We start from the raw sequence: 21,867 nt of genomic DNA on the forward strand, positions 1-21,867 counted from the left end.
CCGCCGAGCCCGATGCTCCACCAACAGGATCAGCACCATCGTGAGAGCCGTCCACACCCTCCTGATCTGCGGAAACTCAGGATGAAAGACGTTCATGGAGATCGGAGCAGGATTGCTGACAGAGGAGGACGTAGAAAGCTTCGAACAGTCGAAAAGTACGAAACGCGGAAGGCGGCCAGCTGTTGCCAGCTGACCACCCTTCACGGGGTCAGGTCCACGGTCCTGTCATGCTCGGGAGGATTGGGTCGGGATATGGAGGATGTGGATCCGTCACAATGACCTTGCTCCCTGCCGGGCCGGTGGTATGTGCGTCCGATGCTCCGGCCACAAGGGCTAGTGCCAGTGCAGCGAGCAGGAGGGCTGTACGAAACCCGCCTGTCGCTCGTCCATTGGGATCGCATAACATGATGCTCGTCCTTTCCAACTACGTGGCTGACTCGCAGATCTGCGGCTTGCTCTGCTGCGAGTTCCCGGCGAGGAGCGCAGAGCCGCAACCTCCCACTATCCACCACATTTACCGTCGCTGCGACCTCAACTACGTTGCGTGATGCGGAAGTGAGTTGAGTTGATCGGTAACTCGGGGAGTAGGGCGCCAGAGCGAGCACAAGTCGGCAATTTCGTAACCTCGCGTGCGGACCGTATCGATGATGTGAGGCAGTGCGAAGGTATCGAGATCAGGAAGCTGAGCGTCGAGGGAACTGGCGTGCATCGGGGTGATTGCACCGGGAAGCTCGTCGCTGGCGCGCGAGCACGCAGCGCTGTCATTCCACCTTGACTGCTGGTGCGGCCGTTGGCGTTGGTCGTCCATTCAGTGTTCGCGCATTCCAGCACATCGACCTCTGTGGCCTGCAGCGGAGCTACTGCTCTCTAGGAGATACGAAAGCCCGGCAAGGCGGATCGCTCAGCGGTCTTTTGGAGGGCGTGCTGAGCCAGTTCGGTGAATGCCGTGCGACGAGGTGATCGACCTGCAGGCGTGGGGTGCGCAGCCAGGAGCCGAACGCGGGCGTTGCTGCACCAAGGCCGACACGTGCCGCCAGGACTGACCCCGATGCGAGGCAATTCCATGGAGAGTCGCCGTCGCGGCTGCGCAGGCCGTGTGATGGCCGGTGTAGCGCTCTGGAGAGTCGCTGGCGAGGGCCGATGGGCGAGCGGTGTGTACGGGGCCTGTGCCTCCGCCGTCAGCTGCGGAAGGGCTGATTCGGAAGTGCCGAATTTAAGCAGGCGTCTCGACGGACGAGCTCGTGCTTTCACACTCGGGGTGACGGCCCCAGGCGCGAACGGCTTGGCGACTCAGAAGGACCGCGCTCAATGCCGCACGGCCGCGTGAGCGTCTCACGTGGGCGTTGCGTCGCGAGGCGCTGCGAACGCTGGTGAACGTTCGTTCTGGGTTGCCGGTGTAGTTGAGGCTGCTGGGTCTGGATTTCCGAGCATCGAGCCCATCGAGAACAGCCCGTATTGCACTCCTCTACAGCATGTGATGAAGTCGATGGGAGGTCGATGCCCTCACAGGGCTACCGGCCAGGAGTATCGCTGGAGCTGGCCTTGGCAGATTCCGGCAAGCGTAGGGGGCGAGGCCCGGGAACGCCCGCGCGTCTGTTTCCGCGCCGGAATCGAGCTCGCGATGGCGCTGCAGCTATCCGTAGAACGGCGTAAATGTTCCGTACATCGGCCCATAGACAGGATTGGTGGCGAACCGGTGAGTCTCACGATGTTGTCGGACTCAGCCCTGCTTGATCGTGGACGGGGTGCTCTGCTCGGACTCGCCATCGGCGACGCGCTGGGCGCACCGGCAGAGAACATGTCCCGAGAAGAGATCAGAGCTAAGTGGGGACGGGTCGAGGGATTTGTCAGCGACGAGCCTGCCGGTACAGATGACACCGAATACGCCATTTTCTCGAGCTTGGGACTGATCAAACACGGCTCGCTGCTTACTCATGAGAACGTCGAAGAGGCCTGGCGTAACTGCCTTCTTCCTCTCGGCGCCGATAGTCTGCGGGGCGCGGGCTTCAGCGAACGAGGCACGCTGGAGAACCTCCGACGCGGGTTGCGGGCACCCCTGTCCGCACAGCACCGCCATGGGTGGAGCGATGGGCTGGCCATGCGGGCCACTCCCTTTGGGGTCTACGCGTGCGGCCAGCCCGCCGAAGCAGCGCGTCTGGTCGCCGTCGATGGCATGATCAGCCACGAGGGGGAGGGGATCTACGGAGGCATGGCGGTGGCGAGCGGCGTTGCCTGCGCCATCACGGGGGCATCGGTCGAATCCGTCGTCGATGCCGCGCTCGCCAGTGTTCCTGAGGACTCCTGGACCTTCCGGGCGCTTGCCCGGGCCGTTCGCACGGCCCGGGACCTCGCGCCGTGGGATCTGCATCCGGGGCGCGCGGAGCAGGGCCTGGCGCAAGCCGCCGTCATCCCCGGCTATCCCTGGACGGACGTTGCTCCGGAGGCTGTAAGCCTTGCGTTCGGAGCGTTTGTCCTCGCCGACGGCAATTTCGCGCCAGCGGTTCTCGCCGCGGTCAATATGGGGCGCGACGCAGACACCACTGCGGCCATCGCGGGAGCCCTGGCAGGTGCCCGCTGCGGTGCACCCTCCCTCCCTCCTCAGTGGACGCAGGCTATCGGTCCCGTTGCCGGCACGTGCCTTCCCAGTACGGCCGGAATCCACATCGGCACGCTGGCGGAACGTCTCTTGAACCGTCGGCAGCGAGAAAGCCCGCAGTGGCACGCCCGATCGAGTCTTGCCCTCCAGCCGAGCATCTGAGCTACTCGCCGACCATCCATCAACACCTGCAACATCCGTGGCACCAGCAGAGGCGGCAATCCCGGTTTGAATGCCGACTTTTCGTGCCTTGACCCATCGGGAGGAACCCCATGCGGACTGACGACGACATGCTGGGCAGCATCGAACTGCCTGACGAGCTCTACTACGGCGTGCACACCGAACGGGGACGGCAGAACCACGATGTGTCCGGACCGGTCCTAGCGGACTTCCCGCGCTACGTTGCCGCGATAGCCCAAGTCAAGAAGGCCGCAGCGCTGGCGAACGCGGACGTGGGCGTCATCACCCAGGAGATCGCCGATGCCATCGCCCAGGCCGCCGACGAAGTGATCGCCGGGAACTTCGAACGCGAACAGTTCCCAGTCAACATGCTCAGTGCCGGCGCGATGTCGGTCAACATGAACCTCAACGAGGTGCTGGCCAACCGCGCCAACGAGATCCTCACCGGCGAGATCGGCCACGATGCCGTGCACCCGAACAATCACGTGAACGCCGGCCAGTCCACCACCGACACCATGGTCACCTCCACACTGATCGCCCTGTACGGCGACATCCAGCATCTGGTCGGCGTGGTCCGCGACATGGAGAGTACCCTCGCGGGCAAGGCTGAACGCTACAAGGACGCCGTCAAGCCCGGCCGGACATGTCTGCAGGTCTCCGTGCCGGTGACGTTCGGCCAGACCTTCGGCGCCTACCAAGCGGTAGCCCAGCGCGGCATCGAGCAACTGGAGAAGGTAGCCGCCCGGTGCCTTGAAGTACCCATGGGCACGACGGTGATCGGCACCGGACTCGGGGTGGGGGCCGGGTACCTGGAACGGATCTACCCGAGGCTTCAGGAGGCCACCGGCCTGCCGCTGCGCCAGCATCCCAACGCCTTCGACTGTGTCCAGAACGGCGACGTCTACCTCTATCTCTCGGCCACCTTCAAGGGACTGGCCACCAACCTCTCAAAAATCGCCCGCGACCTGCGGCTCCTGTCCGGCACCGACATCGACGAGATCACTCTTCCCGCTGTGCAGGCCGGCTCCTCTTACACTCCCGGCAAGGTCAACCCGATCATCCCCGAACTGATGATTCAGGTCGCCTACCAGGTCTGCGGCAACGACACCTCCGTCACCATGGGAGTGGAAGGCGGCGAACTCGAAGCGAACGTCTGGCTCGGCCTGATCACCAAGAACCTCTTCGAATCCTGCGCGCTGCTCACCGGCGTCATGCCGCTGTTCACCCACCGCTGCCTGGCCGGCGTCGAGGTAAAGGAAGACAACGCCCGCGCCCACGCCGACGCCACCTCCGCACTCGCAGCGGTCGTGGGGAACATCTACGGCTACGAGGCCGGCGTCCGCGCCGCGCTGTACTCCAAGAAGCACCACGTCTCGATCGCACAGGCCGTTGTCGACCTGGACATCATGTCCGAGAACGCCGCCGCCGAGCTGTTCGACCCCCTCACGCTCACCGACGTCACGCGCAGCCCCCATGTAGTCGATGAACTGATTGAGCGCGAGCGCGAGCGCGTCACCGCCCTCTTCGACGCCCTCCCGCTGCCGGTGCGACACCGCATCCTGGACGTGGTCTCGCGTATCGCCAAGGCTGATGGCCAGATCACCAGTGAGGAGGAGCTGTCCTTGCAGATGATCAGCCAGGCACTGGGAGTTGAACCCGATGCGGCAGCCTCGCGCCAGGAGGTCGGCGAGGAACATCGCAGCCTCATCTATGCCTGCGCGGTGTGGACGGCCCTGGTCGACAATGAGGAGGACGAGACCGAGACCGACGAACTGCGAAGGCTCCAGGCCGACCTGGAACTGGGCGACGCAGCCGAGCAAGCCACGCGTCAGCGTGTGATGGACATGCTCGAGAACCGCCGGACGACGCTGCCGCGGTCCGAGGAGCTCCCATGGTGGCAGCAGTTCGAGGCCCTGCTCGCGGCAGAAGCAGCCCGGTAGCCGGGGCTGGCGCCTTGCGGAAGCGGGTGGGTGGATTGAGGCCTGCCTCACCCGCTTCCGCGTCGCCATGTCCGAATAACCACGGCAACTGCTGCTGTACGGGCTCAGCGACGCCCGGGGTGCGGAGCGCTCGTCAGGGACAGATCCACGCCCTTGGTCTCCGGCGCCCAGGCCGCGGACACAGCAACGCCGATCAGACACAGGGCGGCGCCGCAGAACATGATCGGTGTGATTCCCCATCGGTCGAGACCGATGGGCATGAGGAAGGTTCCCACCGCGCCGCCGATCCTGCTGGCTGCCGCGGCGAAACCGAGCCCGGTGGCACGAATCTTGGTGGGGAACACCTCACTGGGATAGACCGCCTGCAAGGTACTCGAGCTGGCGTGCGCCAGCGCGAACCCAGCGATGCTCAGGCTGATCACCCACTGGGGTCCACTCGGCTGTCCTCCGAGCAGGAACAGGGCCCCTGCGGCGACGACAAACGGCACGATCAGCAGGGCGCGCCGGGACGTGCGGTCGACCAGCCAGACCCCAGCGAGGCAGCCCACCAGCAGGAACACGTTCAGCAGAATCTCGCTGACGTGATGATCCGCGATGCCGAGACTCGCCATCACTTGCGGAGCGAACACGGAGATGGCGTAGAACGGAGTGGTCTGGCATAGCCAGAAGACACTGGTGAACACTGTCATCCGCCGGTACCCGGGCGACAGCAGCACGGCGAACTCCGAGCGGCTGCCCGGCGACGCATCCGGCGCCACCTCAATGATGCTGTGGCCCAGCCAGCGCCGGCTGACCTCATCAGCCTCAGCAGTGCGTCCCTTGGACGCCAGCCAGCGCGGGGATTCGGGTGTCCCCAGCCGGGCCAGGAGGACCATCAGGGCCACGACCGCGCTGCTGGCCAGGATCCACCGCCATATCGCCGGGTTCGTGCTCCAGGCAGCCAGCGCCAGACCGAACGACGCGGCCGCAGTGTAGCCGATGTACCACGAGGCGACGAGTGATCCCAGCAGTCTGCCGCGGCGTTCAGGGCTGGCGAACTCGGCGACCAGCGCTCCGGCGATCGCATAGTCCGCACCCACCGCGATGCCCATGACAAGCCGCACGGCGAAGAGCTGGACCCCGTCGGTCACCACGAACTGCACCAGAGAACCGATCAGGAAGACCAGAAGATCCGCGAGATACATACGCTGCCTGCCGAAACGGTCGGTCAGCCAGCCGAAGATGAGCCCTCCGAAGAAAATCCCGATCAGCGCGGCCGACCCGATAAGACCCGTCTGCAGGGAACTGAGCCCGAGGTCGCTGCGCGCCAGGGGGAGTGCAGCCGCGGTCACGCCCAGCACCCAGCCGTCACACGCCTCACCCCCTCCCGCACACAGCGCCATCCGGTTCTGCAGGCGCTTGATACGCCGCTGCTCGAGGTCGTGTGACGCGGTGGTGTCCGATGTGCCCATGCCTCCCCTTGCTCCGCGCCTCAGCCCCGGGGCACGGATTCTCGAAGTAGTGAGGAAGTCCTGTAGAGGCGTTGCAGATCCTGTACCGGCCGTGGACTGCCGGTACAGGACCGCGCGGACAGCACGCTGCGCCGTACGCCACGCCCCTCTCCCGCAGTGTCACCCGCGAGCGCAGGAGCCTGCCCGTGCACCCAGACACGAGGGGGAGGGTCGGGGCGGCAGCATGCCGCTCAGGCGCCCTGGTGCACCTGTATCCTCACCGGCCCTTGAACCGGCCGGACCAGGGGCGGGCGCTGTGCCAGGGCTGAGTCGACCCGTGCGGCGACGCCGTGGACCAGGCTTGCCGAAGCGCCTACGTACGTCGCCGGGTCCCCCAGCGCGTCGAGGTCGGTGGCCGAGTACAGGTCGTGTCGTTTGTCCAGCAGGTCACGCAGCCGGCATCCGTCCCGCTGCGCCTGCTGCGACAGGTTGTAGATGATCTCGTAGGCCTGCTGTTTTCCGATACGGCGACCGAGGTCGAGCATGAACCGTTCGGACATGATCTGATCTGCGACATCCTCGGTGTTACCTCGTGCCCGCTCGGCGTTGACGCGTAGGTCAGCGATCAGATGACTCGCAGTGTCCAGCGCGGCCAGAGTGTAGTGGGAGACGTCGGGGACGAACGCCCACTCCAGGCGCCAGGAGCGGGCATCTCGTTCGTGTTCGTTGACCATGCCCTGAAGAGCAGGCGCTACCTGCGCCGCAGCAAGCCGGGACAGGACGATGATCCGCTCGGCACGCTCAGGGTTGCGTTTGTGGGGCATGGTGCTGCTGCAGACGAGGCCCTCCTGCCAGACCTCCTCAAGCTCGCCGAACTCCGGCCGGGTCAGCATGCGGATCTCCTCGGCCATACGAGCCAGAGAGCCGCACAGCATCGCCAGGACGCAGACGTACTCGCTCACGCGGTCGCGCGCGGTATGCCAGTTGGTGGCGGGGGCCGCGAGCCCGAGCCGGTCGGAGAAGCTCTGGAGCAGCTGCTCGGCATGCGGACCGAAACCCGCCATGGTGCCGGCGCCACCGAAGAGCTGGGCGACCAGAGACCGCTGGCGCAGCTGCAGGAGACGCTCGCGCTGGCGCAGGAGTTCATCGGCCCAGCCGGCTACCTTCAGGCCCATGGTGATCGGCAGTGCGGGCTGAGCATGCGTACGACCCAGGGACACGGTGTCGGCCTCGGCCTTTGCCAGGGTGGCCAGCTGCAGAAGGATCTGCTCGAGTACAGGCTGTGCCACGTCCAGCACGTCACGCATCTCCAGTGCCTGTGCGGTGTCCTGGATGTCCTGGGTGGTGGCCCCGAAGTGGACGTACTCGCCCGCCCGGCTGCCGGTGGCAGCGGACAGTGCACGCAGCAGCCCGACCAGGGTGTGACCGCTGCTGGCGGCTTCGCGCAGGATGTCGCTGGTGGCGATGCTTTCAAGGTTGGCGTGCCGGGCGATGGCCCGCGCGGCGTCTTGGGGGATGATGCCGAGTTCGCCCTGGGCCAGTGCGAGCGCGGCTTCGGTGTCGAGCCATCGCTGGAATCGGCACACGTCGCAGAAGATGGCGCGGCTGGCGGGGGTGGCGTAGGAGTTCCCGGACAGGACGGAGTCGGTGATGTGCCCGCGCTCGTGGCGACATCGCTCTCGGTGAGTCATGGTGTGGCCCTCTCGTTCGCGGGTCAGGTCAGGTAGCGGCAGTGTCCGTACGGGCGGCCGTGGGGATCGGAGGTGCTGGCCAGGGCGAGATACGTGGCCGCTTGAGTCGGGGTCAGCCCCCGGGCCCGGCCGGTGGTGACCAGGTCCTCGATCAGGCCGCGCATGATGCGCGCGAGGCGGTCCAGGACCTCGTCTGCGTCGGGGATGTGAGGGGTTCCGAAGAGGGCCTCCATGGAGGCCGGACCGCCGATCCCGCCGATGAAGTCGGGGACCACGATCACGCCGCGGCTGTGCAGGACGTCTTCGGCCTCCTGGCTCAGGCCGTAGTTGGCGCCAACGACTACAGCCGCGTACGGGGCGCTGCGGGCCTGCTCGGCGGTCAGGGCATCGGCGCCGCCGGCCAGGATGAGCACGTCGGCCTGCCGGCTGAACAACTTTTCGCAGCCCCGTTCACGTGTTGCCATGCTGGCCAGCTCGGGTACCGGCGTGCGCCGGCGTGCGGTGAGCAGCCACCCGGGGTCGATGCCGTTGCTGTCGTACAGACAGCCCGTCTCGTCCCCGAGGGCCACGAGGGCAGCATGGGCGTCCCGCATGGAGGCGATGACAGCCTGGCCGAGGTTACCGAAACCCTGCAGGGCATAGCGGACCGGCCGGGTAATGCCGGCCTGATCGGCTGCTGCGAGAGCGGCGTGAGCCAGCGCGTGCCCGGCCCGGCGCTGGCCAAGTGGGCCGCGGCCGAGCGGAGCGGACAGGATGGCCAGGCGGGCCTGGAAGTCGTCCTCGCTGAGTCCCTGGGCCTTCTGGACGGCGATCTTGAGCGAGGGCACGTCTACCTGTCGGGCGAGGCGGGATAGCTGCTCCCACTCGGTGTTCATGTCGGGGCCCATGCTGTATCGGGTGGTCAGCTCCGGCCGCAATGTGTCCAGGAAGCGCCTCAGGACGGCCTCTGCCTCCGGGTGGGCCGGGTCGATGTCGAGTCCGCATTTGGCGCCGCCGACATTGGCGCCCAGAGCACGCTGTTTGAGCGACATCCGCTGGGCGAGCGTGCTCAGCTCAGCCGAGGTGAGCCCTGCGCGCATGCGGCACCCGCCAGCGGACAGCGTGAAGGCGTCGTCGTGGTATACGAGCCATCCGCGGGCGTTCGTGACAGCATCCACGAACTCCAGGGTGTTTTCCATCTGTGTCCTCTCTCCGGGATCTAGGGCGAAGGGACGGGCTGTGACCTGCTGGTGCGGATCTCGATGAGAGCAGGGCCCTGGTGCTGAAGGGCTTTCTTCAGTGCGGGCCGGACGTCCACCGGCCGGTCGGCACTCAGGCCCAGTAGTCCGAAGGCCTGTCCCAGGCGCACGAAGTCAGGGTTGGACAGATCGGTGGCGACAGGCCGCCCGGGAAAAGCCAGTTCCTGGCGTCTGCGGATCGAGCCGTAACTGTTGTCGTTCAGCACGATGAAAATCACACGGGCGTTGCGGGCCGCAGCGGTGGCCAGTTCGCTGCCGTTCATCAGGAATCCGCCGTCCCCGGCGAAAACGATCGTGGGCATGGCCGAGGGCGCACGAAGCTCGGCTGCGATGCCTGCGCCCACTGCGAAACCCATCGAGCTGGAGGTCAGGCCCAGCAGCCGGCCGCGCTCGGTGAAGCGCAGGTAGCGCAGCAGCCATCCGGTGAAAGCCCCGGAATCGATGACCGCCGTCAGATCACCGCCGGTCAGGTCGTTGACGGCGTCTGCAACCGCGCCTGTCAGCACGCCGTCGGGAGCCGTGGCAGACCGCCACGTGGCGGTGTCCGCCTCCAGGTCGCGCAGCGCCTTGTGCCAGGGGGAGTGCGGAGCCTGGACGGCCGGGAGCTCCGCAAGCTTGGCCAGAAAGGCCACAGGGTCCACTGCCAGGCCGGGATCCGGCTGGTAACGCGCAGCGATGCGGGAGGCGTCGGGATAGACGTGCACGAGCCGCTGCTGCACACCAGGCGCGGCAGGAAAGGTGTAGGCGTCGGTCACGACCCAGCCGAGCCTGGTGCCGACGGCCAGGATCAGGTCGGCCTGTTCGTACAGGGCCCGTTGTGCCGCAGGGACAGCATGGTGGAGACGGCCGCCGAGGTAGGGGTGAGCGCTGGGCATGAGGTGCGGGTGCTTGTTGGCGGGGAGCACCGGCAGGTGGTGGTGTTCCGCCACGAAGCGGGTCAGGACTCGGGCTTGGGGACGGTCCAGCAGCGATCCAGCAATCAGCAGTGGGCGCTCGGCCTGTCTCAACGCGGAGTGAACGGTGCTCATCTGTGCCTGTGAGGGTTCTGGCGGAGCCACCGTTATGCGCCGGAGGGGAGGCTGACAGGGGTGGGTTGAGGCCAGGATGTCCTGAGGCAGGGTGAGGACCACCGGACCGGGGGTTCCCGACTCGGCAAGCCGGAATGCTCGGCTGATCAGTTCGCCCACGGAGGCTGGGTTGCTCAGCTGCCACACGGCCTTGCTGACATTGCCGAACATGAGACTCGCGTCGAAGTACTGAAACGCTTCGCGGTCTGCAACCTGGTGGCTGACGTCGCCCACGAGCAACACCAGGGGAGTGGCGTTCTCGTGTGCGGCCTGCACGCCGATGAGCGCGTTGGCGGCTCCCGGAGCCCTGCTCACCAGGCAGACACCAGCGCGTTTGGTCAGTTCCGCATCCGCCAGAGCCATGAATGCGGCTGAGCCCTCATGCCGGCAGGTGACCACGTCGATCGCCGTGTCGAGCAGCGCGTCCAGAACAGGGAGATAGCTCTCGCCCGGGACGCAGAAGACTCGGTCCACCCCAAAGGCCTGCAGCCCACTGACCAGGGTGCCTGCCGCGGTGCTGCTCACGCGTTCTCCCTGGGGACAGCCACCAGGGCCTGTTCCTGGCGACGACAGAGACCGGGCGGCCGGGGATGGTGACGGTGCAGGAGGTGACAGCGGCGTCCGCGCCGTGCCCGGTTCATGCCATCCTCCGCGCGCTGGAGGACGCTGCGCGCGACGCCTGCTGAGGCATCGTGGCGTCGCTGTGCCTGGCGGCCAGCCCTCGCTGCCGCAGTGTGAGTTACTGGCGTGCTCGCGGAGAAGGAGGCGGCGGCACCGGTGGGCTGAGGCAGGTACGGCCGTACACGTGCGGCGCGGACAGTGAACGGTCCAACCCTCGCTGGTGTGGCACGTTTCAGGCAGGTCTTCGCCTTGCCGTCTGCGGGGATGTCATAGAGCAGGTTCCTCACGTGTTGGAGCACGGATCTCCTGACCACAGCTTCGTAAGCGAGAGGAGCTCGACTATTGGCATGGGCCCTCGAATGCTGATTCCCAGCCGCGGTCATGGTCACTCTGCACGGTGACACGCGGCAAGACCGCAATAATCATGCACCTGACGAAGAGTCAACCTTCGGCCACACTGCATATTCACAGTGGACTTTGAAGCCTCTCACCTGTGCGCCCCCTCGTGCCTCCCACGCGCCCGCCACCGACCCAGTGCGCGGCATAGGGTCGGCCTCGAAGGGTACGAAGACGCAAAAGAGGTTGTTTGCGCAGCATGAAAGATGCACGAGCAGACACTGGCGGCCAACCCGCGCACAACCTGGCACAACGGCGCCGAACGTACCGTCGGCGAGGAGAAGTACCGCCCCTCGGCAGTCGTTTCCGTGTTTGCCACCAGCTTACGGAGCGTGCGGAGGGGGTGCGGGCGTGCCATCGACTCTGAGGCCTGCCCTGTGGTACCACTGACCGGGCCAGGGCGGAGGCCTCCGTCAGCCAGCTGTGAATGCTAGGGCTGCTGCCATACAGAGCGTGGCAACCCCAGAGACCGCAACAGGCAAGCGGGGCGCGACACCAGATGCCCCTACCCGCACGAGGAAACGCCTCCAGGCGGCACAGCCGGTCCTCGTTCAACGAGTACCGCACTGTGCTGCTTGGTGCCAAAGAAGCAGTACCCCCGCCTGGGTGCAGCCGCGACAACCTGGCCAGAAACCCCCATTCCGCGGCTTTGCCAACACCTACGGGGCCGGCTGCACGAGGTGCCGCCGTCCAGCTACGCGCACAGAAATCCGCTCAGATCCATGAACCTCGTCTCGTGCGCTGCGCTTCTGCCTGGCGTCCACCAGGAAGATGTCGTCCAGGGTGGAACAGGAGGATGACGCCACACCAATGACGCGAATATGCCAAGGCCTGAGTTTCACCAGCCTTCTGCGGTATCCGGAGGATTTATGCTGCCCAACGTCAAGAACATGCTCTACAGCTCCCCGGAACTCTACGACGAGGCATGGGCGGGGATGGTCGACGACATAGCCGATACGATCCGGCACGTCTCGCAGACCTACCTCACCGGCGCACCTGGGTCGATTCTCGACGCAGGCTGCGGGACCGGACGCGACCTCGGAGAGCTCTCCACCTACGTTGCGGACTGCACGGGCGTCGACGTCCAGGAGCCGATGGTCAACTACGCCGCCTCGCAGCACGAGAACATCACATTCCAGGTAGCGGACCTGCGGTCCATGGAACTGGGCCGCCAGTACGAGTTCGTCTATTGCGTCGGCCTCGTCCTCAGCAACCTCCATGACGACAACGACTTCCATGCGGCACTTTCGCGCCTGGCCGTTCACACGCTCCCAGGCGGGCTCTTCGTCATGGAGGTGGTGAACAGGCCCGAGGAGCTCGCCACCGACATGCCCTGCGACTTCACGGTCGGCTCTCTCAGGGGGCAGTCCGTCTACCGCATGGAGCACGGCAAGCTGATCCGCGAGCGTCTCTGGAGGTCCATCGACGATGAGAGCGCGGAACCCGTCCGAGACTACGTGGAGTTCCGTACCACCTCGAGCGACGAAGGCCGCGCTGCCCTCGCACGCCACGGATTCGAGGTACTGCAAGTGCACGATAATCGCCTGCTGCGCCCGTCCGAAGAGCTGAACGGCTGGCGGCTGGTTTTCGTTGCCAGAAAGACGTCTGACGGAGCCCCGAGCTGATGGGAGCTCCGCGACGTCTTTCGCTGCGGGGAATCAGGGGCGATGCTCTTCAATGACGGGCAGGGAAGGGCCACCGGGATGCCAAGCCTGCAGGAATGGTTCCTGGATGCTCGCATCGACCATTTCGATGTGAGTTCCCAGGCTTGCCATCCGGTGGTAGGTGTACTGGCGTTTGTGCGGTAGGCCCGAGAATACCTCGGTGAACCCGCCCTCATTGAGGCGGGCTTGCGCAGTGAGGAGGTCCGACGTCCAGTAACCGAGATGGTGAAAACGCGGTTGGCTGGTGTCACCCCAAGGGCCGCCGGAAGGCGCTTCGATGAGCTCGATGAAGGGGGATCCTCCATCTGTCAGTACGATCCGGTAGTCGACGCCCGCGACCTGGCTTCGCTGTGGATCTCCCCAGGTGACGTGCACGGTGGCAGTCAGGTCACGCATCGCCGCTTCGAGGTCGGGAACGGTGAAACCGACATGGTAGAAGCTGGTCATCGCTGAAAGGTCCCGTCGTTGAGGGGGATTTCAGCGCTACGGTCTCACGCTGGAACTTGGCCTAGCAATACGCTGGCGGCCGTCAAATACGCTTGCAGATCCTTTTAGGACGAGATTTGTCGACCTGGTTTGAGGGCTGCTGCGGAGAGTTTCGGCCGGTCGCGAGGCTATGGCGCCTGGTCGGTCTCGCATGTCCGCGGGAAGTGCTTTCGTGGGATTTGGGCATGCCGGCCTTAGGGTGCGGGCGGATATCTGGTCGCGGATATCGGCTTGAAAAGATCTCAAGAGTGGCGAGCGGATGGCACTGGGGCACGCGAGATGCAGGGCGGATCGGTCCCTTACTGTCCCTCTGGAACCCTCTGGGGCCCGGGTGCCAGAGGCGTATCACGGGTATGGACTGCGTTGCGTTGGGAGGTGGTGGAGTGTCCGGGCGCGGGGGCGTTTCCTGTCCGTCCGCTGTCCAGTTGCGTCCCCGCCCATCACATGCACACCATGGAATGTGAGGAAGTCGCTACGCTGGGTAGTTGGTGGGTGCGTGGCAGGCCGTCGCAGGTAGTACTGCCCCGGCGGATCGGTCACGTCGCGGGTCCGCCCGCAGTGCGGAGCGCAGCCCTGGCAGTTGCCGAGGTTGCATGCGGCGAGGCTGGCCTAGGACCACGCAGTCACCTGCTGCTGAAGGAGGCGACTCACCCGCACCGGGCGGGCGCATGGTGCGCTGCAGCCCATTACGGGAGAAACACACACAGCACCAGGGAGAGTCATGGAGTTCCAGGACCGGACGGCAATGATCACCGGAGGTGCCTCAGGCATCGGGTTCGCGATCGCCCAGCGGCTGGCAGCAGACGGAGCCAGCGTGGTCGTAGCCGACCTGAACCAGGAGAGTGCCCTCGCCGCAGTCGAGAAGCTCGAGCAAAGTGGCGGCAGGGCCGCAGCGGTTCAGATGGACGTCGCCGATCCGGAATCTCTGGAAAACGCTGTCCAGTTCACCGTCGAGACATATGGCGCCCTGCACCTGGCGGTCAACAACGCGGGGATCAGCAGCCTGGGGGAACCGGTCGGTGGGCTGGACATCGAGACCTGGCGACGCGTCATCGACATCAACCTCAACGGAGTCTTCTACTCGATGCGCTACGAGCTGCCCGCGATCGTCGAAGCAGGCGGAGGAGCAATCGTCAACATCGCATCTATCCTCGGCACCAACGGTTTTGCGGGGGCATCAGCGTATGTGGCTTCCAAACACGGAGTAGTCGGCCTCACGAAGGCGGCAGCCCTCGAATATGCCACGCAAGGCATCCGGGTAAATGCCGTCGGGCCCGGCTTCATTGAGACACCGCTGGTCCAGGGGCTGGAGGCAGACACCGGTGGCCTCGTCGAGCTGCATCCCCAGGGCCGGCTCGGCCAGCCCGACGAGGTCGCCGAACTCGTCGCGTTCCTGCTGTCCGATCGCGCCTCGTTCATCCAGGGCAGCTATCACCTGGTGGACGGGGGCTATTCCGCGCGTTAACAGAACGGCACCATCACTCAGTCGTGACGCCTCTTCTAACGGCTCCGTCAGCAGTATCCGCAACGGGCACGGGTGCTGACGGAGCCGTCTTGGCGCCTGTCGCCCGCGTGAAGGCTGCCGCGGGCGTGCACACATCGCCCGACCCGGGCCATGTCTGAAGCAGCACGCCCGTCGGCACATGAGGCACAGTGGTCAACATTTCGGTATCTCAAGGTGGCTAAGGCTAACGAGAATTGGCCGGTTCGTTTTGAGACGATCTGAATCTGAGGCACACCTGGGGGTGTGAAGAGCACCAACTGACCGGTAGAATCCACCGCGAAGAACCCGCACGTGCGAAACGTGGCGGGTCACTGTGCTGATTCAGTGCCGAATGCATGTGGACGGCCCAGAAATCGCAAGACTCTTGTGTCCGAGATCTGCAGCGAAGGCAGGCGCGAGAGTATTTGCCCGCCGCAGAGAACCGACCACGCGCCAGAGCCCATGGCCCGCCCTCACCACCGGTGTAGTAGCCAATGTTGCGAGACCACGACACCATGCAGCGAAAAACTGCCGCTGCCCTACCGGGCTTGCACAATCTCCACAACAACGGGCGACCAGAACACTGAACCTCACCGAGTCCCAGTGAAGGTGTGATCCTTTCATGGCGTCATCACGGCCCCCAAAGCACCCGTGTGTCTCAACTCAGACCGAAAGCACTGCGGCACCCCCCAGCAGGAACCGCAACACAGCCACCAGCATTCCTCGGAGCCTGCTGGCCACGATCAAGGGGCTGGAGGAGCTCAAGGCCTTACCACCCGAACACCTTCCTGCGCTGGCCGCCGAGATTCGCGACTTCCTGGTGGAGAAGGTATGCGCTACCGGCGGGCACCTCGGTGTCAACCTAGGGGTAGTGGAGCTGACTCTCGCTGTGCACCGTGTCTTCAACTCCCCCAGAGACGTGGTGGTGTTCGACACCGGACACCAGTCATACGTGCACAAGATCCTTACAGGCCGGCAGCGTGAATTTGACCAACTGCGCGGCTATAGAGGACTGTCGGGCTATCCGATGCGTGCCGAGTCGGAGCACGACTGGGTAGAGAACTCACACGCCTCCACCGCACTGGCATACGCTGACGGAATCGCCAAGGCCCTTCGCCTGCAACGCCGACCGTCTGACCAGAGCGACGCCCAGGAAGCCGGCGCTGCAGGGGAGCGCCATGTGGTGGCCGTCATAGGCGACGGCGCCATGACAGGAGGGCTGGCATGGGAGGGCTTGAACAACCTGGCAGAAAATCCGGACCAGCCAGTCGTAGTGGTACTCAACGACAACGGCCACTCCTACACGCCTACCATCGGCGGAATCGCCTACCACCTCAAACGGCTGCGCGAACACACCCCGGCGCGAGACATCAGCGCACACAAGCCGCCCACGCTGTTTGACCAGCTGGGCCTTACCTACCTCGGACCTGTCGACGGTCACGACATCGCCGCCACCGAGGACGCACTGCGTCACGCAGCCCAACTAGGTCGGACCGTTGTCGTCCACGTCGTCACCGCTAAGGGCCGCGGCTACGAGCCGGCAGAGGCGGACGACGCGGATCACATGCACTACGTGGGCAAACTCGATCCGGCCACCGGCAGGCCACCAGAATCGGCGGTTGTCCCTGCCCCGAAGGACGTCCCGCAGGTGCCCCCCACGAAGCCCCAGGCGGGAACGCCGTGGACGGCCCTGTTCGGCCAGCAGCTCATCGAGATGGCCACCCAGCGCCCCGATGTGGTGGCGATCACTGCGGCAATGATGCACCAGGTCGGCCTGAAGGACTTTGCCGCCACCTTCCCCGAGCGGACCTTCGACGTCGGAATCGCCGAACAGCAAGCCGTCTGTTCCGCGGCCGGCATGGCCATGCACGGACTGCACCCCGTGGTCTGCCTCTACGCCACCTTCCTCAACCGCGCCATCGACCAGGTTCTGATGGATGTCGCGCTGCACGGACTACCCGTCACCTTCGTCCTGGACCGGGCCGGGATCACCGGACCCGACGGCCCGTCCCACCACGGACTCTGGGACATGACCCTGCTGGCGATTGTCCCCGGCATGCGCGTGGCAGCACCGCGGGACGCACCCCGTCTGGCCCAGGCACTGCAAGAGGCCCTGGAGACCCATGACGGGCCCACTATGCTGCGCTACCCCAAGGGAGCCACCGGACCTGACATCGACGCAGTGACACGGATCGAGGAAACCGACATCCTCTACCGCACGGCCAATCTCCCGGAAGACATCCTGATCGTCGCGGTCGGCACCATGGCCATGCCCGCGCTCGAGGCGGCCCGCCAGCTCGCATCGCACGGAATCGGCGCCACCGTGGCCGACCCCCGCTGGGTTCTCCCTGTGCACCGCACCATCACGCAGCTGGCTGCCCGACACACACTCGTCATCACCATCGAGGACGGCACCCGTGTCGGCGGCGTCGGCGCGGCCGTCGCACAGGCCTGTGCTGATGCCGACGTCAGCACCCCGGTACGGGTCTTCGGCCTGCCCTACGCCTTCATCGAATCCGGCGAGCGCGAGCCGCTCCTGGAACAGCACAAGGTCACCGCGGCAGACCTCACGGCCACCGCCCTGCACCACGTGCGTTCCACCGCCGTGTGACCCAGCTCCGCACCGGCCTGGTCTTTCATTCTCCGGGAGGAAGAGCCAGGCCCAGGAGCACCCGTATAACGCCGAGAGCGTAGGTGATCATGATGATGGGCCGGTTCCATACGAATACCGTTCTTGTGACCGGCGGCTCCGGCTCCTACGGTCAAGCTGCCGGGTTGGCATTCGCCAAGGAGGGCGCCACCGTCGTACTGGTGGGGCGGAGCATCGCTCCATTGCAGCAGGCGGTGCGAACCATCGGCGAAGCAGCCGCGAAAGCTGGCCACGGAGGCAGAGTCGACTACATTTGCGCGGATGTGACACAGGAAAGGGACACATCCCGCATGGTCACCGAGACCGTTGCGCGCCACGGGAGCCTGGATATCGCCTTCAACAGCGCTGGAATCGTGGGCGCGCACGCCACTGTCGCCGACCTGGATCCCGCAACGTGGCAGGCAGTGCTGGACGTCAACGTCACGGGGACGTTCCTGTCGATGAAGCATCAGATCGCGTATATGCGTGGCCACGGAGGCGGTGTGATAGTCAACACGGCATCCAACATCGGCACACACCGCCGACCACCCGGCCTGGCAGCCTACGCAGCGTCAAAGGCCGCCGTTGACGCCCTCACACGCACGGCCGCACGCGAGCACATTGCCGACGGGGTACGCATCAACTTGATCAGCCCAGGGCCGAGTGACACACCGATGTCCTACCGGCCGGGCGAGACAACCCGTGACCGCGACACCCGGGCCCGCCTCAACATTCCGGCCGGACGAGTCAGTGAGCCCCGCGAAGTCGCGGCGGCCGTTTTGTGGCTGGCCTCTGCTGAAGCCAACTACATCGTCGGCCACGACCTCGTCATCGATGGAGGAAGCACCGCTTGACCTCCAGGGGCCGAGGACGAGCGAAGCAACCGCCGGCACCGAGCACCAGGGCCCTGCCCAGCCGGGGAAGGCTTCCGCGGCGCCGGTACCGAGTGCAGCAAGGGTGCGGCCAGGCGCAGGCCCATCTCACTAGTGCGGGAGCACCACCGCACGTCCGTCGATGTGGCCTGCACCAAGGCGTTCGTAGGCACGGGGCGCCTGCTCGAGAGGGAACGTCTCGGTATGCACGCGCACGAGGCCTGCTCGGGCGAGATCAAGTACTTCGATGAGCTCACCGCGGCTGCCCCAGTACGGCGCCGTAACGCGCACCCCGTACTTTGGCTTCCTGAAGCCGACGGGCAACACGCCGCCGCCCATGCCGACGATCATGACGTCGCCATCAAGGGCGACGAGTGCACCCGCAGTCTCGACAGTGGACTGGACGCCAACAAAATCGAAGACGGCCTCCGCTCCGTGTCCGTCCGTCAACTCCATGACCTTCTTGAGCATGCCCGCCTCTGAGCGGAAGACCTCATGGGCGCCTACCGTCCGCGCAAGCGCGAGCTTGTCCTCGCAAATGTCAAGGGCGACAACCCGAGCCGCAGTGAGCGCGCGCAGCAACTGGATGGCGACGTGCCCCAGACCGCCGCTGCCGATGACGACAGCAGTGGCTCCGGGATTAAGCTTGGGTAGGGAGCGCTTGATGGCGTGGTACGGGGTGAGGCCCGCGTCCGTGAGAGAGACAGCGGATACGGGATCGAGATCCCCGAGCCGCACCAGGTGACGCGATGAATCGATGATCATGTACTCGGCCATGGTCCCAGGGCTGCCAAAGCCAGGTGGGCGGATGCCCAAGCTCTCGGCGCGTACGCAGTAGTTCTCCTCGCCGCGCAGGCAGGGGCGACACCTGCCGCACCCCCAGGGGCCGTATACGGCCACCGCTTCGCCCACACGGAAGGCACCGACGCCGCTCCCCAGTTCCTCGATCGTGCCTACGCCCTCGTGTCCGAGGGTGAGCGGAAGCGGGTACGCAAGGGCCGCAGCGGGCCTGGACATCAGGGAAAGGTCTGAGTGGCAGGCACCCGCAGCCGCTACCTTCAGCAGGATCTGCCCCGGTCCGGGTGTCGGATCAGGTACCTCAACCACCTCGGGGGCGGCGCCGACAGAGTGATAGCGAAGTGCCTTCATGACGACCTGACTCCTCAGTGGTTTCCGGCCGGCTAGGTGAACACACGCTAACCCTGCCCGCAGGGGGAGCGGGCAATGCACTCGGCCGGAGTGAATCTCGAGCGGGCACGGCCGTCGGGCGCCGCCCTGATAGCTCGTAAGCTTGTGGTTTATCCAGCTCGGCGTGGTTTGGTGCCGGTCTTGTGGTGGGTGGGGCGGCGGTGGAGTTCGCCGGTGACCAGGAGCAGGCCGACGTCGTAGCGTTCGGCGAGGCGGCGGTTCTTCGAGCCGGGTGGGCGTCCGGGGCCGGGCCTGGAGGGTTTTGGCACTCCGGCTGGGGTTGAGATCTTGGCACGCAGGTGTCGGAACCCGCGTCGGACCCGGGCGGGCGTGAGCCTGTTCGAGGGGACGGGTCGTTCCCAGGGGCGTCGCAGGTCGATGGCCAGGGGCCGGGCGAGGCGGAGTTGGGTGTAGGCGGCGACGATCAGCCAGGTCCAGTTGTCCGCGGCTTCGGGGTCGCGCAGTTTCGGGGCGGTCCAGCCCAGGGTCTGCTTGATCATTCTGAAGAAGTGCTCGATGTCGAATCTTCTGAGGAACGCCTGCCAGGCCAGGTCGGTCTCCACCGGGGTGGCGGTGGGCCGTGACCACCACAGCCACAGAGGCTTGGGGTCGCCGCCGCTGGGAAGGTGGTCGACCTGGAGGCGGATCACGGTGCCCTCGATGACGGGGAGCCTGCCGGGGTGCTCCCGCCAGGCGGCACGCCCTTGCAGCTCGGGGTGGAGCCGGTCCCAGCTCTGGGCGCGGGCAGTGCCGTAGCGGGTGGTGGCGGTCTTTGTCTCCGCGTCCGGGGCGCCCCAGGTCCTGGCGTCCTTGAAGATGAACTCGCCGCCGTGCCGGGGCGGGTGACCACCGCGGGGATGGGTCCGGTAGTACTCCTCGCGGGAGGGTGCCGGGCGGCGCACGACCCGGTCCGAGCGCAGGCGCCCGAGGAGTTCGACGGGCAGGTCGGACAGCAGCCAGGCCAGACGCATCACGTCGTAGCCGGCGTCGAGCACGATCCAGATGGGTGGGTCGCCCTCGTTCCACTGGCCCGCCGTGGCCAGGCGCTCGACCAGGCCCCGCACCTGGGTGGCGGTCACGGCGGCGAGGTCATCGCCCGGCCTGAGCCGTACCGCGTCCAGGGGCGCGGTCCACGAGGAACGGCCCGTCTCCAGCGCGACGATCCACGAGCAGGGCCAGCCCGGAATCATCAGGTGCTTGTTCTCACCGCGGCCGTAGGTGTGACAGAACGAGCGAGCGTCGCTGGTGGCAGCGTCGGGCCGCAGCCACGGCGAGACGTCCACGGCCAGGACCAGACGGCCGTCGGCCGCCCGCGGCAGCGGCACCGACGCCAGCACCCGCCGCAGCCGGGCGACCTCCACACGGCCCCGGTTGAGACCGCCGTACAACGCGCCATGCCCGCGCCGGTGTTCGGGTGCAAGAGCCAGTCCGACCAGGGTTTTCACCGGCCCGTCCGTGCACAGCAGGGCGTCCGTCAGCTCGAACAGCGCATCCGCACGTCCGGTCAAGGAGTCGTAGAAGTCCGCCCGGAAGCATGACAGTTGCCCGATGGCGTCCTGCGGGACACCCACGCACGACAGGCTCATCTTCACGGCCCTCCTGCTGAACGGTGTATCTGTGACGGAGCACAGCATCAGCGGAAGGCCGTTCCCACGTGCCCTGATCTGGGCAAACCCCACTGAGCCTCTTTCATCCTGAATAGTTGCAGGTCAGGAGGGTGTGGACGGCCCTGACGATTCTGCTGATGCGGTTGGTGGAGCATCGGGCTCGGCGGAGGATGCGCCAGGACTTCAGTTGGGCGAAGGCGCGTTCGCCGGGTGCGCGGAGGCGGGCGTGGTCGCGGTTGTACTGCTGGTAGTGGGGTGGCTGGATCTTGTGGTGGTAGTAGGGGGTGCGGACGGTGGGCCTTGACCCTTGATCCTGGACACACGAGACACTGGATCCTGAGGATCTGAGGACGGACATCTCGTGGTCATGAAGAACTACCCGCCGCAGTTCAAGGCGGACGCGGTCGCGCTCTATGAGTCGCGGCCGGAAGCGACGATCAGGTCGGTCGCCACCGATCTGGGGATTAACCCGGAGACGCTGCGGAACTGGGTGCGGGCTGCCGGAGTAAGCCGTCCTCGAGGACGCCGGACGCAGGAACCAGCCCTGCCGCCGGCCCCGCTGGAGGCGGAGAACGCGGCCTTGCGGAAGAAGATCCGCGAGCTGGAGGAGGAGCGCGAGATCCTGCGGAAGGCTGCCAAGTATTTCGCCGGGGAGGCGCGCTGGTGAGGAGCCGTAAAGTAACTACTGCTTGCTTCGATCTTCGAGATCGTGACGTTCGATCATGGCTTTCAAGGCCTCGATGCTCCGTGGTGGGTGAGTGCGGCGTCGGGAGAGGATC

At 66.0% G+C, this 21,867-nt stretch carries 15 protein-coding genes and 1 pseudogene; 7 read left to right on the forward strand and 9 right to left on the reverse strand.

The features are described 5' to 3' along the window. Nucleotides 1-204, reverse strand: a 204-nt coding sequence (locus tag ABT160_RS47175) for a hypothetical protein (RefSeq protein ID WP_502984401.1), incomplete at its 3' end; no start/stop codon positions are given. A 1,504-nt stretch (nucleotides 205-1,708) separates the two neighbouring features. Between ABT160_RS47175 and ABT160_RS42060 the strand changes: the two genes are divergently transcribed. Together ABT160_RS42060 and ABT160_RS42065 are read left to right on the forward strand one after the other, a co-directional pair. Beyond that, a complete protein-coding gene (locus tag ABT160_RS42060) occupies nucleotides 1,709-2,758 on the forward strand; it encodes an ADP-ribosylglycohydrolase family protein (RefSeq protein ID WP_351654334.1) in 1,050 nt (349 codons plus the stop codon). A 110-nt stretch (nucleotides 2,759-2,868) separates the two neighbouring features. Further along, nucleotides 2,869-4,716 (forward strand): lyase family protein, encoded by a 1,848-nt coding sequence (locus tag ABT160_RS42065; protein WP_351654316.1) that lies wholly within the window; start codon nucleotides 2,869-2,871, stop codon nucleotides 4,714-4,716. Between the two features lie 104 nt (nucleotides 4,717-4,820). Here the strand turns inward: ABT160_RS42065 and ABT160_RS42070 are convergent, their stop codons facing one another. From ABT160_RS42070 to ABT160_RS42085, 4 genes are all read right to left on the reverse strand, one after another. Beyond that, nucleotides 4,821-6,167, reverse strand: a complete 1,347-nt coding sequence (locus ABT160_RS42070) for an MFS transporter (RefSeq protein WP_351654318.1) — start codon at nucleotides 6,165-6,167, stop codon at nucleotides 4,821-4,823. Between the two features lie 230 nt (nucleotides 6,168-6,397). Then, nucleotides 6,398-7,837 carry a class-II fumarase/aspartase family protein gene (locus tag ABT160_RS42075; RefSeq protein ID WP_351654319.1) on the reverse strand — a complete coding sequence of 480 codons (1,440 nt, stop codon included), beginning with the start codon at nucleotides 7,835-7,837 and terminating at the stop codon, nucleotides 6,398-6,400. A 23-nt stretch (nucleotides 7,838-7,860) separates the two neighbouring features. Further along, the gene (locus ABT160_RS42080) at nucleotides 7,861-9,015 is read right to left on the reverse strand and encodes a Glu/Leu/Phe/Val dehydrogenase dimerization domain-containing protein (RefSeq protein WP_351654321.1); all 1,155 of its coding nucleotides are present in this window, start codon (nucleotides 9,013-9,015) and stop codon (nucleotides 7,861-7,863) included. A gap of 20 nt (nucleotides 9,016-9,035) precedes the next feature. Then, a complete protein-coding gene (locus ABT160_RS42085; RefSeq protein ID WP_351654323.1) occupies nucleotides 9,036-10,667 on the reverse strand; it encodes a thiamine pyrophosphate-dependent enzyme in 1,632 nt (543 codons plus the stop codon). Nucleotides 10,668-12,028: 1,361 nt separating this feature from the next. Between ABT160_RS42085 and ABT160_RS42090 the strand changes: the two genes are divergently transcribed. After that, nucleotides 12,029-12,784, forward strand: a complete 756-nt coding sequence (locus ABT160_RS42090) for a methyltransferase domain-containing protein (RefSeq protein ID WP_351654325.1) — start codon at nucleotides 12,029-12,031, stop codon at nucleotides 12,782-12,784. A gap of 33 nt (nucleotides 12,785-12,817) precedes the next feature. On the opposite strand, the gene ABT160_RS42095 is transcribed toward ABT160_RS42090, so the two are convergent. After that, nucleotides 12,818-13,270, reverse strand: coding sequence for a VOC family protein (locus ABT160_RS42095; protein WP_351654327.1), 453 nt, complete (start codon nucleotides 13,268-13,270; stop codon nucleotides 12,818-12,820). A 760-nt stretch (nucleotides 13,271-14,030) separates the two neighbouring features. Here ABT160_RS42095 and ABT160_RS42100 point away from each other — a divergent pair. The 3 genes from ABT160_RS42100 to ABT160_RS42110 all read left to right on the forward strand — a co-directional run bounded on the left by ABT160_RS42100 (nucleotide 14,031) and on the right by ABT160_RS42110 (nucleotide 18,275). Further along, complete coding sequence (locus ABT160_RS42100) at nucleotides 14,031-14,774, forward strand: SDR family NAD(P)-dependent oxidoreductase (protein WP_351654329.1); 744 nt, start codon at nucleotides 14,031-14,033, stop codon at nucleotides 14,772-14,774. Between the two features lie 751 nt (nucleotides 14,775-15,525). Next, a complete protein-coding gene (locus ABT160_RS42105; RefSeq protein WP_351654336.1) occupies nucleotides 15,526-17,403 on the forward strand; it encodes a 1-deoxy-D-xylulose-5-phosphate synthase in 1,878 nt (625 codons plus the stop codon). Nucleotides 17,404-17,495: 92 nt separating this feature from the next. Continuing rightward, the gene (locus ABT160_RS42110) at nucleotides 17,496-18,275 is read left to right on the forward strand and encodes an SDR family NAD(P)-dependent oxidoreductase (protein WP_351654338.1); all 780 of its coding nucleotides are present in this window, start codon (nucleotides 17,496-17,498) and stop codon (nucleotides 18,273-18,275) included. A 129-nt stretch (nucleotides 18,276-18,404) separates the two neighbouring features. Here the strand turns inward: ABT160_RS42110 and ABT160_RS42115 are convergent, their stop codons facing one another. The 3 genes and pseudogenes from ABT160_RS42115 to ABT160_RS42125 all read right to left on the reverse strand — a co-directional run. Beyond that, nucleotides 18,405-19,442, reverse strand: coding sequence for an NAD(P)-dependent alcohol dehydrogenase (locus ABT160_RS42115; RefSeq protein ID WP_351654331.1), 1,038 nt, complete (start codon nucleotides 19,440-19,442; stop codon nucleotides 18,405-18,407). Between the two features lie 149 nt (nucleotides 19,443-19,591). Next, complete coding sequence (locus ABT160_RS42120; RefSeq protein ID WP_351654333.1) at nucleotides 19,592-21,067, reverse strand: NF041680 family putative transposase; 1,476 nt, start codon at nucleotides 21,065-21,067, stop codon at nucleotides 19,592-19,594. A gap of 103 nt (nucleotides 21,068-21,170) precedes the next feature. Then, nucleotides 21,171-21,398 (reverse strand): annotated as a pseudogene (locus ABT160_RS42125) (transposase family protein); the annotation flags it as partial. Nucleotides 21,399-21,455: 57 nt separating this feature from the next. Between ABT160_RS42125 and ABT160_RS42130 the strand changes: the two are divergent. Further along, complete coding sequence (locus ABT160_RS42130) at nucleotides 21,456-21,755, forward strand: transposase (RefSeq protein ID WP_351654340.1); 300 nt, start codon at nucleotides 21,456-21,458, stop codon at nucleotides 21,753-21,755. Nucleotides 21,756-21,867: the final 112 nt, after the last annotated feature.

Source organism: Streptomyces sp. NPDC001941, assembly GCF_040296945.1.
Classification (GTDB): Bacteria; Actinomycetota; Actinomycetes; order Streptomycetales; family Streptomycetaceae; genus Streptomyces.

Excerpts from the sequence above, each read along its gene's own strand:
- ABT160_RS42120 (WP_351654333.1), bottom strand. The coding sequence starts at position 21,067 with ATGAGCCTGTCGTGCGTGGGTGTCCCGCAGGACGCCATCGGGCAACTG.
- ABT160_RS42080 (WP_351654321.1), bottom strand. The coding sequence starts at position 9,015 with ATGGAAAACACCCTGGAGTTCGTGGATGCTGTCACGAACGCCCGCGGA.
- ABT160_RS42065 (WP_351654316.1), top strand. The coding sequence starts at position 2,869 with ATGCGGACTGACGACGACATGCTGGGCAGCATCGAACTGCCTGACGAG.
- ABT160_RS42110 (WP_351654338.1), top strand. The coding sequence starts at position 17,496 with ATGATGGGCCGGTTCCATACGAATACCGTTCTTGTGACCGGCGGCTCC.
- ABT160_RS42070 (WP_351654318.1), bottom strand. The coding sequence starts at position 6,167 with ATGGGCACATCGGACACCACCGCGTCACACGACCTCGAGCAGCGGCGT.
- ABT160_RS42095 (WP_351654327.1), bottom strand. The coding sequence starts at position 13,270 with ATGACCAGCTTCTACCATGTCGGTTTCACCGTTCCCGACCTCGAAGCG.
- ABT160_RS42075 (WP_351654319.1), bottom strand. The coding sequence starts at position 7,837 with ATGACTCACCGAGAGCGATGTCGCCACGAGCGCGGGCACATCACCGAC.
- ABT160_RS42100 (WP_351654329.1), top strand. The coding sequence starts at position 14,031 with ATGGAGTTCCAGGACCGGACGGCAATGATCACCGGAGGTGCCTCAGGC.
- ABT160_RS42060 (WP_351654334.1), top strand. The coding sequence starts at position 1,709 with ATGTTGTCGGACTCAGCCCTGCTTGATCGTGGACGGGGTGCTCTGCTC.
- ABT160_RS42130 (WP_351654340.1), top strand. The coding sequence starts at position 21,456 with ATGAAGAACTACCCGCCGCAGTTCAAGGCGGACGCGGTCGCGCTCTAT.
- ABT160_RS42090 (WP_351654325.1), top strand. The coding sequence starts at position 12,029 with ATGCTGCCCAACGTCAAGAACATGCTCTACAGCTCCCCGGAACTCTAC.
- ABT160_RS42115 (WP_351654331.1), bottom strand. The coding sequence starts at position 19,442 with ATGAAGGCACTTCGCTATCACTCTGTCGGCGCCGCCCCCGAGGTGGTT.